The organism is Clostridium sp. NSJ-145, assembly GCF_021044725.1.
GTDB classification, from domain to species: Bacteria; Bacillota; Clostridia; order Clostridiales; family Clostridiaceae; genus Clostridium; species Clostridium disporicum_B.
Map to the genome: position 1 here is coordinate 1 of NZ_JAJNOS010000003.1, position 12,464 is coordinate 12,464.

Consider the following 12,464-nt stretch of genomic DNA (forward strand, 5'->3'; position numbering starts at 1 on the left):
GGATTTCTACCTAATGTAGAGTATGTTTTATATAAATCTGTAAAATCTAATCCCTCCGTAACTTCAAATAGCAATCTTACTGAATCATCTTCACTTGGTATAAAAGGAACCTGTAATGCAAATCCTATTTGTTGCATAGGAATCACATTTTTTGTGAAGTTTTTCATATTATTACTATGCGCAAAAAAGGAAGTTCAAATTCGAACTTCCTTTTCTTTATCGGCAAATATCAATTTTTTTTTGATACAGCCCCTTTTTTATCTTTCTTATACAATAATAAGTATATTCTTAGACAATGATTAAGTTCTTGTCGTAGATATAATTATTATCCATGAAATCATAAATTTTGATTTTCATAGGATTTTATCTATATTTATAAATAACAAACTAAATTTATTACAATGATTATTAGCATTTCTCTAAGACAACTTTTGAATCTACATTGTCTTTCATAAGTTTCTGGGAAGTAATAACATATAAAATAATAGCTAGGCAAATAGAGAGAATATCTGCTACTGGTTGAGCCCATACAAGTCCATTTATTCCAAGTATAGCTTTTAGAATAAATAGTGCAGGGATATATATAATTCCTTGACGACTAATATTTATTATTAGTGAAGAAACTGCAGCTCCTGTAGCTTGCAATGCATTAATTAAAACATAAAATACTCCAAATAGTGCACTTGTTGAAAGAAGGATTCTAGAAAACTCAACTCCATAGTCAAAAGCACTAACTTCAGTTAAAAATGCACTTACAATTTGATTAGTAAATAAATAGCATATAGCTGTTAATGATACACCAAGAATTAGAGCAAACCAAAGGGAGAATTTTAATATTTTTTTATATCTATCCCAATTCTTTGATCCTACACAAAAACCAAGTAGTGGTTGAATTCCTTGCCCAAGACCTATACAAACCATACCAGTAATCATAATTACCTTCATAGCAACACCGATTCCAGCTAAAGCCATATCACCATAAGAAGCCATTTGACTATTCATTATAATTTGAGAAACACTCATAAGAATAGAACCTAGAGAAGCGGGTATACCAATGGCTAGTACGCTACTACATACCTTATCTTTTATAGTGAAATCTTTAATATTTATGCTAAGCATAGATTTTCCCTTCATAAAGTATGCAATATAGTAAAGAGCTCCAATTATATTACCAATAACTGTAGCAATAGCAGCTCCAGTAATGTTCCAACCAAAACCAAGAATCATTATTGGGTCAAGAATAATGTTTAAAAGATTACCTATTAACATACCCATCATAGCCTTATTAGATTGACCTTCAGCTCTTAAAACATTTGAGTAACAGTTTGAAATTAGAACAAAAGGACCAGAACAAATAACTATAATAAGATAGCTACGTGTTAATTCAATAGTATCTGAGCTTGCACCAATAAATACAAGAATTTGATCCATAAATATAAAGAAAAGTAGTGATATAATAATCCCAACTATAACACAAGACCACATACAGAATGAACATACTTTTTTTGCATAATCTTTTCGCCCTTCTCCCATAGAACGAGATATAACTGAAGTTCCTCCTATACCGAAAATAGTACCTATAGCCATAAAGATTAAAAAAACTGGAGTAGCTAGAGATACAGCAGCTACTTGAAACGGATCGTGGGTCTGTCCAATAAAGAAAGTATCTGCTAGGTTATAAATTAGAACCATTATCATAGCTGCGATTGCAGGAACAGCATTTTTAAATATAGCCTTTGAGACAGGCATTGAGTTAAATACATCTAGAGATTTTTTGTTTTCCATAGTTATTTCTCCTTTAAAATATTCGTTAGCACAATATTAATAGTGTGCTATTAATTTGATTTTATTAAAAGCTCGAAATAGTATCGAGCTTTTATTTCATGTTATTATTTACTTTTTCTAATAGGTCATTGAAGATTAATTTTTCTTCTTCACTTAATCCAGATAAAAGTCTTTTTTCAGCATCATCCATACTTTTCTCAGCATCTAAGCAACATTCTTCGCCTCGATGAGTAAGCTTAACCATTTTTATACGTTTATCTGATGGATCACTAAAACCTTCTACAAACCCTTTTTGCTCTAATCTTGAAATGACCCCAGCAGCAGTAGATTGAGCTACTTGAAGAACTTTTTCCAGTTCCTTTAAAGAATACTTTTTATCAGGAGCATCATTTAAAAGAAGTAGAACAGTAACTTGAGTCATAGTTAAATCTTTGCTACGTAATTCATTATTAGATTGCTTTTCTAAAGAATCATGAATTTGTTTAATTAATAGTCCACATGGATTATGTTTCATTACTTAAAGGCCTCCTTAGTTACTTCTTAATAAGAGTAACATATTTACTTTTTAAAAACAATAGCATGCTTTTAAAAATCAGAAGTTTTTATTAAAAAATCATTTTAGAGTATTGACTTCGAGTTAACTCTAAGGAGTAAGCTTATTTTATAGAGAATAATTTAATAAAATTAGAGGAGCAATATAAATGAATAAATATAGTCTAAAAAATATTAATACTATATTTCCTATAGGAGATGAACTTCCAGAACAAATTTCAAAATATTTTATTGGCACTGCATATCTAAATATGCTTACTACAAGTGGTGTTGGAATTGGAAATGTTACATTTGAACCAGGCTGTCGTAATAATTGGCATATCCATCATAAGGGTGGTCAAATTCTTCTTGTTATATCTGGCCGTGGCTGGTATCAGGCAGAAGGTGAAGAACCAAAAGAGTTATATCCAGGAGATATAGTTAATATACCTGCTGAAGTAAAGCATTGGCATGGTGCAGCAAAAGATAGTGCTTTTTCACATCTTGCTATTGAAGTCCCAGCTGATGGTGCATCAAATGAGTGGTGTGAGCCTGTTTTTGATGAAGAGTATTTAAAATTGAAATAGTAAAATAAATTAAGAGTAAGGGGTTATATTAATGAGTAAAAAAGTATTGATTTTATCTTCAAGTCCACGAAAAGGTGGAAATTCTGATTTACTTTGTGATGAATTTATGAAAGGGACACAAGAAAGTGGTAATTATGTAGAAAAGATTTTTATAGCTCAGAAAAATATAAATTACTGTAGAGGTTGTGGAGTTTGTAATTCAATTCATAAATGTGTTCAAAATGATGATATGGCAGAAATTCTTGATAAGATGGTATCTGCTGATGTAATTGTATTAACAACACCTGTATATTTCTATTCAATGGATTGACAACTAAAAACTCTTATTGATAGAACTGTACCAAGATATACAGAGATATCTAATAAAGATTTCTATTATATAATGACTGCTGCAGATACAGATAAAAATATGCTTGAGCGCACTATAGAAGGATTACGTGGATTTACAGAAGATTGTCTTAGTGGAGCAAAAGAAAAAGGAATTATTTATGGAACTGGAGCCTGGGAAAAGGGAGAGATTAAAAATACTTCAGCATTTTTACAAGCTTATGAAATGGGAAAAGGTATAAAATAAAACTTTAGGGGAAGATAAAATGAAGAAAAGAACTTTAGGTAGAGATTTAGAAGTATCAGCTATTGGATTTGGATGTATGGGGATGGACCATGCATATGGAGCTCCTGCTGATCGTAATGAAATGATAAAGCTTATAAGAAAAGCTGTAGATTTAGGCTGCAATTTCTTTGATACTGCAGTTGTATATGGTGAAAGCAATGAGGAGTTATTAGGAAATGCTTTAGAAATATACAATAGAGAAGAGGTAGTAATAGCAACAAAATTTGGAATTATAGGCCAATCAGTAATAGATGGTAAACCACTAAATATATTGGATAGTAAGCCAGAATCTATAAGAAACCAGTTAGAAGGATCTTTAAAAAGATTAAAGGTTGATTATATAGACCTTTATTATCAACATCGTATTGATCCAGAAGTTGAGCCTGAAGATGTAGCAAAGGTTATGAAAGAATTAATAGAAGAAGGAAAGATAAAATACTGGGGAGTGTCTAATGCACCAATTGATTATATAAGACGTGCTCATGCTATATGTCCAATTACTTGTGTTGAAAATCAATATTCTATGGTATTTAGAGAAGCAGAAAATGAACTATTTAATGTTTTAGAAGAGTTAAATATAGGTTTTGTAGCTTACTCTCCATTAGGAAATGGATTTTTAAGTGGTAAATATAATAAGGATACAAAATATCAAGAAGGCGATTTTAGAAATAATATGAAAAGATTTAGTCTAGAAGTAATGGAGCGTAATCAAGTATTATTAGATCTTCTTAAAGAAATTGCAGAAAGAAAAAATGCCACAAGTGCTCAAATTGTTTTAGCATGGGAATTAGCTCAAAAAGAATATATAGTACCAATTCCAGGAACAACGAAATTACATCGTTTAGAGGAAAACCTTGGAGGAGTAGCAATTAATCTAACTCGTGAAGAAGTGCAGGAAATTAATGAGGCTTTAGATAGCATAGAAATTGATGAAAGTCATTTCTAATAGAAGTTAATACAAATCAAATAATGAAATAATATGAAAACAAAGAATAAACTTAATAGTCAACAAAAAAGATAGCATTACAGCTTTTTAAAGCGGTAAAATGTAGCTTAAAAGATTATGAGGGGTTAAAAGGTAGTTGAAGTAGTATTACAAAGTGGTGAGCATATAACTATTATAATATAGTATAATGTATGTCCATTAAATAAGAGATTAGCAAATATAAAATAGAAGTACGTAAGGATAGTTGAAAAATATTTATCAACTATTTCTTACGTACTTTTTTAGTCTAAGTTTTTACTTTGTACATCTTGCCAATTATCTACGTTTTGGAATATTTCAGGTGAAGCTCCAGAAAAAACTCCAAGTGCTTCATTGTCATTCATCAATGTATATCTAAACCAAGCGGTCATATAACCATCAGCATATATTAACATATCTCCGTGGTCAATATTTTTTCGTCTTGCCATAATTGCTTTTATATTATCATTTAATGATTCAAAGTTCCTAATCAAAGAATCAAGTGGTGCAATAGTTTCAGCATCAGCTTTACCTGTGCCAGCCACCATAAAATAAGGAATATTAACTTTAGTTATATCATAGTTCCACTCTAGTGCATTTGCAAGCTCTAGAGAAGTGGTGCTTGCAGTATAAATTGACTTAAACATACTGCTGTTATTAAAGTTTGTTATAGCATTGATTGCACCGACTCCCCCTTGTGAATGTCCTGATATACCTATATTTTCTATATCTAGCTTATTGTAAAATATGCTTTTTTCATTATTATTTAACGATAGAATATAGCTTAATGTAATTGAAGAAGATTCGCCAGATGCAGTATTTTCATCATCATTTCCTATAACAACAAATCCCCATGAAGCTAAATGATCAAATGTTGCTCCGTATTTTGAATAAGGTACACCAGTTCCATTTACAAATAATACGATTGGATATTTTTTGTTACTATTATGGACTAGTTCAGTTGGATACCATATCTTATATTTACTAAATAACTCTTCGTTACTGTCAATCTCTAAAGAAGTAACATCATATTCTCCATAAGCTATATATTTTTCTTCAAGAACTCCACCAGCGACAACATTATTGAAATATTCACTATTAATAGGTTTTGATGCAAAGTATTTCAATAGTATTAAAAAAGCAATTATTAAGAAAAGAATAATTACAAATACAATTAAAATGGTTTTTATAAATTTTTTTACCATTAATATTTCCCCCTTTACAATATGATGAGACAGCTGTATCATAAGTTCGAGACAAGTGTATCATACACTTTGTTGCAAAAACAATAGTTTATAAAAAATGAGACAAGTTGAGAGGTTTTGTATCATATGAAAAAAGAAGAAAATAATACGTATGTAAAGAAGCAGATTACACAGGCACTTTTGAAGTTAATGGAGACTCATGTGTTCGAAGAAATTAAAATAACTAATATAGTTAAAGAAGCAATGGTTGGAAGAGCTTCGTTTTATAGAAATTTTACGAATAAAGAGGATGTAATAAAACAATATCTTATACAACTGATTAAAGAATGGGAAGAGAAACTTAAACTAGAACAAAGAGAAGAGTCAGATTGGATAGAAAACTTATTTGGTCTTTATAAAAATTATAGTGAAGTTTACAAATTGTTATATCGCTCTAATTTATCATATTTAGTATTAGAGAATATTAAAGAAGTCTGTGGACCTAAAGAGGAACAAGATGATTTACAAGCATATTTTAATTCGTGGGTAGCTCATGGATTATTTGGTTGGATTAATGAATGGATTGTAAGAGGAATGAAGGAATCTCCTAAAGAAATGGCACAATTAATTAAGGCAGCGGAACAGCGATCTTAAAATTATTAGTTATAGAATAATAAAGTTATTAAATAATACTATATGTAGATATGTAATTAAATTTAAAAGGAGTAAATAAATGAATAAAACAATAGAAAGAATAAGAAAATTTAGAGAAGATAGAGATTGGTCACAATTTCATACACCAGAAAATTTAGCAAAGGCTATAAATATAGAAGCTGGTGAGTTATTAGAGCATTTTTTATGGGACAATAATTTTAATAAAGAAGAAGTATGTGAAGAATTAGCTGATGTTATGATTTATTGCTTACATATGGCAGATTCATTAGGTGTTGATATTGAGGACATTATAAATAAGAAGATGGATAAGAACGAAAAGAAATATCCAGTAGAAAAAGCTAAAGGAAATAGTAAGAAATATACTGAATTATAGTATAGAAAAGTATATAGAAAGTGGAGCATCTGCACTAGCCTTTAACTATGGCGATTTAGTAAAGATTAAAGAGTTAAATGCTAAGAATCAAAATGTAGGAATAGCATGTAGAATTAAATTTATAATAATATAAAATATGGTATAATATATGGTATTATGTCTAAAATTGGTTTGATATACATAAGAGTATGTAAGAGGGAATTTGGTGGATTAAAAGATGAGTGATAATTATGTTAAATTTAAGAGAGATTATACAAATGTAAAAAAGTTTAATGTAGAATTCTCAGATATTTATAATTAATTTTAAATTGTTAATTTATATATTTCAGAAAATATATAATCTCTAATTAAATGATAATTGCTAGATAGTAAAAATTTAAGAAAGAGGGAGTAAAAAATGCCTGTATATAGATTAAGTAAAGAAATAATATTTCCAAATCCAGACTTAGCGGAAGAGGATGGATTGCTAGCTGTAGGAGGAGATTTAAAGTTTGAAAGACTTATATTGGCTTATTGTAATGGTATTTTCCCGTGGTATAGTTATGGAGAACCAATACTTTGGTGGTGTCCAAAGCCAAGATTTATTATAAAACCAAATGAAGTTAATGTATCAAAGTCTATGAAAAGAGTTTTTAATAAAGGTAAGTTTACTGTTACTTTTGATAAAGATTTTAAAGCGGTAATACAAAACTGCAAAGAGCTTAGAGAAAATAAAGAAGGCACTTGGATAACTGATGAAATGATGGATGCGTATATAAACTTACATAAAAGAGGTTTTGCATCAAGTGTCGAAGTGTATAATAATGAAAAGCTCGTAGGTGGTCTTTATGGAGTTAAGATAGGAAAGTGCTTTTTTGGAGAAAGTATGTTTTCAATAGAATCAAATGCATCTAAAGTAGCATTGATTAGTATGTGTAAAAAGCTTGAAGAAGAAGGCTTTATATTTTTAGATTGTCAAATGCATACTAACCACTTAGAAAGTATGGGTGGGAGGTTTATAGATTGGGAAGAGTTTAAATTAATGCTAAAAGAAGGTATCGAGTTTGTAAACTAGATAGGAGTAGTATGGGAAAGATTTATGTATCACAGCTTTTTTCAGATGTAGAAGTATTTGAATTGCTTAAAGATAAAGATATAGGTCTTGAAATTATCGAGTTCGGTATTGGAAGCGTACTTGATAAAGAGGATAACGGATTAAGTGATTATTTAAGTAGGATGGGCGATAGTATAAAGAATAGAAACTTATCTTTACATGGACCATTCATTGATTTAAACCCAGCTAGCTTTGATAGCTTAGTAAGAAATGCAACTATGCAGAGATTTAATCAAGTATATTCTGTTGCAAAGAAACTTAATGCTGATAGAATAATTTTTCACTCATGTTTTTATGAAGATATTTATTTCAAAGAAGCCTATGTTACCAACTCTATAGAATTCTGGAAAGAATTTTTAGCTGATAAGGATGAGTCTATTAAAATACATATAGAGAATGTGTTGGAAAAGTCTATGGACCATTTAGTAGAAGTTGTAGAAGGAGTAAATAATGACAACTTAACGATATGCTTAGATATTGGACATGCAAATTGCTATTCAGATGTACCAGTAGAAGAGTGGATTAAATCTTTAGGAAATAAGATAGGTCATATTCATCTCCATAATAATTATGGAATTAAAGATACACATGAAGGCTTAAATAAAGGCAATATGGATATTTGTTATTTGCTTCATAAAATTAATGAATACTGTTGCAATCCATCAATGACTATTGAAATTAATGATTACTATGAAATAAATAGCTCTATAGAAGTGTTAAATAAGTTTTTGTAGATATTTTCAGTAGAGGGTTTAGTTTAGGCTAAACTCTCTACTGAGTTATTCTTCTTTCTATTAAGTTTTATTTATTTTTAATAAATTCTTTTGTTAGATTTTTTTATGTTTAAAGGCTTCTGTCTAAAGAAAACATTATTTGTAATTATATTTACTATCTCCTTTTTTGTTGTAATTAATAACATAAAACAGTAAAATTATACTGTAATAAGGTGTTTTATCTAGAATAAGCATAGTAAAAAAATATAGATTAAGGGGATGGATTTATGTATAAGTATAGATATGAAAAATCATCAGGGGGAACATTTTTTACAGAACCGGATCATAGAGAGGTCATAGATAAATTAGCTAGAGAGGGATGGAGATTTGTAGCTGCGATACCTACTTATCAAACTGGAGAAGGTAAAGTTAAGGAATTTGATTTAGTATTTGAAAAAAAGGTCGATTAATAATAGTTTAATGGGCAGTAGTATAAAATTTATATTTAGTTATTTATTAAAGCTATAGAGTAATCTATAGCTTTTTATAATATCTTCTGTTAAAAAATGATATTATTTATCACAAAAAATAATAATATAATTTACTAAATTATACAATTTATGGTAAAATATTTTTGTGAACATTTGGGGGTGGGTGAATGGAACTAAAACATATTTCAATAAAAGTAAAATTAATAATATTTGTATATATGTTATTATCAATAACAAAAATGCAAAAAATAGATAAGTCATTAATAATTTTAATGCTTTTATATTTAATATCAATATTTTCAAATGGAATAGTAAAAGAGAAATATAGAATTATACTAAGTGCTTTTGAAGGTTTATGTGCTTTGTTTATAGGAATAAAGTTTATTCCTATAGCTATGGTTTTATTAATAATTACAATGCTAGAGCTTGCTCTAGGAAAGATAAAAGATAAAGGTATTTTATTTGCTTTAATTGCTTTACCTTTATTGTTAATAAGAGACTATTTATTAAATAGTGAAATTATAGTATTGGTTTTAGTTATAGCATTGTTCTTTTCTTATTATTTTAAAGAACAACATAACTTATTTAAAATGGAGAGAGAAAATGAACAAAGAAGAAAAGAAATATATAAACTTCAAAGCAGATTAAAAGAAGAACAGAATTTTAAAGAGCAATTTCTGTATACAATGCAATTAGAAGAAAGAAATAAGCTTTCTGGAAAGCTTCACGATAGAATAGGTCACACAATATCGGGAACGTTGCTTCAGTTAGAAGCTATTAAACTAACTATTGATAATAACAAGGAGCAAGGAAAAAAACTATTAGATATGTCTATTGATAACTTAAGAAAAGGTATGAATGATATTAGAATGATTTTAAGAGAAATTAGACCACAGCAAGAAGAATTAGGAATTAATAGAATCAAATTAATATTAGAAGAAAAGACTAAAAATACAAGATTTAAATATAGTATAAGACATTCAGGTGATTTAGAAAAAATATCAGCATCTAATTGGATTATTTTTGTACAAGCTGTAAAGGAATTAAGTACAAATTCAATTAAATATTCTAAGGGTACAGAAATAGATGTAAATATAACAATCTTAAATAAAATTATCAAGTTAGAAGTTAGAGATAATGGTATAGGCTCAATGGAAGTTAAAAAGGGCATTGGTTTATCTAATTTAGAAGAGAAGATTGCAGAAATCAATGGACAGCTGATAGTTGATGGTACAGATGGATTTTCTGTAATTTTAATAATTCCATTTTAAAGGAGGCTATATGGAAAAGATTAAAATCTTAATAGTAGATGATGATTCCTTAATAAGGGAGAGTTTAAAAATAATATTAAGCTCTGATGACAAAATAGAAGTTTTATCTACAGCTAGTAATGGACAAGAAGCAGTGGATTATTGTATTAAAAACTCAGTTGATATTGCTTTAGTAGATATAAGAATGCCTTTAGTTAATGGAGTAAAAGCTACAAAAGAAATAACTAAGAGAACTAACACTAAGGTAATTATTTTAACTACTTTTGATGAAGATGAATATATAAAAGAAGCATTGAACTATGGAGCTAAGGGATACTTATTAAAAAATACATCACCTAGAAAGATAATAGAAACTATAAAAGTAGTGAGCAGTGGAAATTGCGTCATTCAAGAAGAGGTATTAAATAAGATAACAGATAAGCTACTTAAAGTTAATAATAAATCAGAAAAGAAAATAGATACAAGTTTATTTACAGAAAGAGAATTAAACATTATGGAAGCGATAGCAGATGGATTAACTAATAAAGAAATATCAAAAAAACTATTTATATCAGAAGGAACTGTAAAAAACTATATTACATCTATTTTAGATAAGACAGATTTAGAACATAGAACACAAATAGCAATTTACTATATAAAAGGTAAGTAAACCCAAAGAATTAAATATATAGTGGTAACTAAGAGACAGGGGGAGATTTTAATTGAAGTTTGATCTTTGGAGATCGGTAGAAGTTTTTGTAATTGGATTAATAGTATGCTTTACTACAACTATGCTTCTTGGGGATGAGGCATTTACTGGTATAGCAATAATTTATTTAGCTGCAGTTATTGCAGGAAAAGTCAGCAATAAATAAGTTAGGTTATTAAATTAAAGGGGTGATTGAAATGAAGGCATATGAGAAATTATCTAAATTTTACAAAAAGGATTGGGGTAATGATAGTATTAGATATATTGATTTAATTACAAATGTAATTAATACATTAGATTTAAAGATAACTTCTATCTTAGATGTTGGGTGTGGTACAGGGATACTTGCAAATGAGTTGAAGAAAATGAACTTTGAAGTTAGTGGAATGGATATTTCAGAGGACATGATTAATGTAGCTAAAGAAACTACAACAGAAATTGAATTTATAGTAGCAGACATGAGAAATTTTGATATGAAGAAGAAATTTGATATGATTACATGTGCTTTTGATGCTATTAATTATATAACTACTGATGAGGATATGGAAAATGCTATGAGTAGTATTTATAATAACTTAAATGAAAATGGATTTTTTATATTTGATGTTAACACACCTTATTTATATGAGGATAAGCATTTTGGTGTAATCAATAGGGTATTTGATAATATACATTTTAAGCAAATATTAGAATATGATAAAACAACTCAAATAGCTACTACACTTTTTGATTTTGGAAATAATGAGTTAGAAAATCATATTCAAAGGGCATATTCAGTTGAAAAAATGGATGAATATCTTTTGAAATCTGGATTTGAAATAGTTGGTAGATATAAAAACTTTAGAATGTTTCCTATAGAAGATAGAACATACAAGGTTTTTTATGTAGCAAAAAAGAGTTAAGCTAGAAATAATATAGCTTTACAAAAGGTAGGTTAAGGAGATTTAGAGTCTCAGTTAAATTCCAAGTTAGAGGTGAATTCAGATGAATTTAAGATTAGCTAATATGTATGACTTACCCAAAATCAAAGTTGTATACGGAAAAATAATTGATAACATGAATACAAATAACATACAGATTTGGAATGAGATTTATCCATGTGAGGTTTTCTATGATGATATTGTAAATAATCGTCTTTATGTTTTAACGGAAAACGATGAGATAGTTTCAGCTTTTGCTTTAAGCAATTCAAATTTAGGAGAAGAGTATATGAAATGGGCAAATAAAGATGCTAAAGCATTATATATTGATAGGTTTGGAGTTAATGTCAATTATTTAAGAAAAGGAATTGGCAGCGTAATGATTAATAAAGCAATTGCCATTGCAAGAGATAGCAGTGCTAAATATATACGGCTTTTTGTTGTGGATATAAATAAACCTGCAATAAATTTTTATTTAAAGAATGGCTTTAAGCAAGTTGATGGAATCTATGAAGAAAGAATTGATGATTTTGTGTTAAGTGAATATGGCTTTGAGATAAAAGTATAAATGAACAT

15 protein-coding genes and 1 pseudogene are annotated in these 12,464 nt (G+C 28.6%); 13 read left to right on the plus strand and 3 right to left on the minus strand.

Annotated features, from left to right (window positions below):
- Positions 1 to 408: 408 nt before the first annotated feature.
- On the minus strand, positions 409 to 1,785 hold the full coding sequence (locus LQE93_RS03840) for an MATE family efflux transporter (RefSeq protein WP_231072097.1): 1,377 nt from the start codon (positions 1,783 to 1,785) through the stop codon (positions 409 to 411).
- Between the two features lie 91 nt (positions 1,786 to 1,876).
- The gene (locus LQE93_RS03845) at positions 1,877 to 2,299 is read right to left on the minus strand and encodes a MarR family winged helix-turn-helix transcriptional regulator (protein ID WP_055266906.1); all 423 of its coding nucleotides are present in this window, start codon (positions 2,297 to 2,299) and stop codon (positions 1,877 to 1,879) included.
- Positions 2,300 to 2,486: 187 nt separating this feature from the next.
- Here LQE93_RS03845 and LQE93_RS03850 point away from each other — a divergent pair, with 187 nt between their 5' ends.
- The 3 genes and pseudogenes from LQE93_RS03850 to LQE93_RS03860 all read left to right on the plus strand — a co-directional run bounded on the left by LQE93_RS03850 (position 2,487) and on the right by LQE93_RS03860 (position 4,462).
- Positions 2,487 to 2,903 (plus strand): cupin domain-containing protein, encoded by a 417-nt coding sequence (locus tag LQE93_RS03850; protein WP_231072099.1) that lies wholly within the window; start codon positions 2,487 to 2,489, stop codon positions 2,901 to 2,903.
- A 31-nt stretch (positions 2,904 to 2,934) separates the two neighbouring features.
- Positions 2,935 to 3,477, plus strand: a pseudogene (locus LQE93_RS03855) (flavodoxin family protein).
- Positions 3,478 to 3,496: 19 nt separating this feature from the next.
- Complete coding sequence (locus LQE93_RS03860) at positions 3,497 to 4,462, plus strand: aldo/keto reductase (protein ID WP_186838796.1); 966 nt, start codon at positions 3,497 to 3,499, stop codon at positions 4,460 to 4,462.
- Between the two features lie 281 nt (positions 4,463 to 4,743).
- On the opposite strand, the gene LQE93_RS03865 is transcribed toward LQE93_RS03860, so the two are convergent.
- Positions 4,744 to 5,685, minus strand: coding sequence for a poly(ethylene terephthalate) hydrolase family protein (locus LQE93_RS03865; protein ID WP_186838795.1), 942 nt, complete (start codon positions 5,683 to 5,685; stop codon positions 4,744 to 4,746).
- A gap of 126 nt (positions 5,686 to 5,811) precedes the next feature.
- On the opposite strand from LQE93_RS03865, the gene LQE93_RS03870 reads away from it, so the two are divergent.
- The 10 genes from LQE93_RS03870 (at position 5,812) to LQE93_RS03915 (ending at position 12,456) form a co-directional block, all read left to right on the plus strand.
- On the plus strand, positions 5,812 to 6,318 hold the full coding sequence (locus LQE93_RS03870; RefSeq protein ID WP_055266916.1) for a TetR/AcrR family transcriptional regulator: 507 nt from the start codon (positions 5,812 to 5,814) through the stop codon (positions 6,316 to 6,318).
- Between the two features lie 79 nt (positions 6,319 to 6,397).
- The gene (locus tag LQE93_RS03875; protein WP_231072102.1) at positions 6,398 to 6,712 is read left to right on the plus strand and encodes a nucleotide pyrophosphohydrolase; all 315 of its coding nucleotides are present in this window, start codon (positions 6,398 to 6,400) and stop codon (positions 6,710 to 6,712) included.
- Between the two features lie 397 nt (positions 6,713 to 7,109).
- Complete coding sequence (gene aat, locus LQE93_RS03880; protein WP_231072104.1) at positions 7,110 to 7,766, plus strand: leucyl/phenylalanyl-tRNA--protein transferase; 657 nt, start codon at positions 7,110 to 7,112, stop codon at positions 7,764 to 7,766.
- An 11-nt stretch (positions 7,767 to 7,777) separates the two neighbouring features.
- The gene (locus tag LQE93_RS03885; protein ID WP_231072106.1) at positions 7,778 to 8,539 is read left to right on the plus strand and encodes a sugar phosphate isomerase/epimerase family protein; all 762 of its coding nucleotides are present in this window, start codon (positions 7,778 to 7,780) and stop codon (positions 8,537 to 8,539) included.
- Between the two features lie 266 nt (positions 8,540 to 8,805).
- Entirely contained in the window at positions 8,806 to 8,988 is a 183-nt protein-coding gene (locus LQE93_RS03890; RefSeq protein ID WP_055266922.1) for a DUF4177 domain-containing protein, read from the plus strand.
- 188 nt (positions 8,989 to 9,176) lie between these two features.
- Entirely contained in the window at positions 9,177 to 10,280 is a 1,104-nt protein-coding gene (locus tag LQE93_RS03895) for a sensor histidine kinase (protein WP_055266924.1), read from the plus strand.
- Positions 10,281 to 10,290: 10 nt separating this feature from the next.
- Positions 10,291 to 10,929 carry a response regulator transcription factor gene (locus tag LQE93_RS03900; protein WP_055266926.1) on the plus strand — a complete coding sequence of 213 codons (639 nt, stop codon included), beginning with the start codon at positions 10,291 to 10,293 and terminating at the stop codon, positions 10,927 to 10,929.
- Between the two features lie 52 nt (positions 10,930 to 10,981).
- Positions 10,982 to 11,134 carry a hypothetical protein gene (locus tag LQE93_RS03905; protein ID WP_156334266.1) on the plus strand — a complete coding sequence of 51 codons (153 nt, stop codon included), beginning with the start codon at positions 10,982 to 10,984 and terminating at the stop codon, positions 11,132 to 11,134.
- A 31-nt stretch (positions 11,135 to 11,165) separates the two neighbouring features.
- Positions 11,166 to 11,870: a class I SAM-dependent DNA methyltransferase gene (locus LQE93_RS03910; protein ID WP_231072107.1), complete on the plus strand. Its 705-nt coding sequence runs from the start codon at positions 11,166 to 11,168 to the stop codon at positions 11,868 to 11,870.
- 82 nt (positions 11,871 to 11,952) lie between these two features.
- Positions 11,953 to 12,456, plus strand: a complete 504-nt coding sequence (locus tag LQE93_RS03915) for a GNAT family N-acetyltransferase (protein ID WP_231072111.1) — start codon at positions 11,953 to 11,955, stop codon at positions 12,454 to 12,456.
- Positions 12,457 to 12,464: the final 8 nt, after the last annotated feature.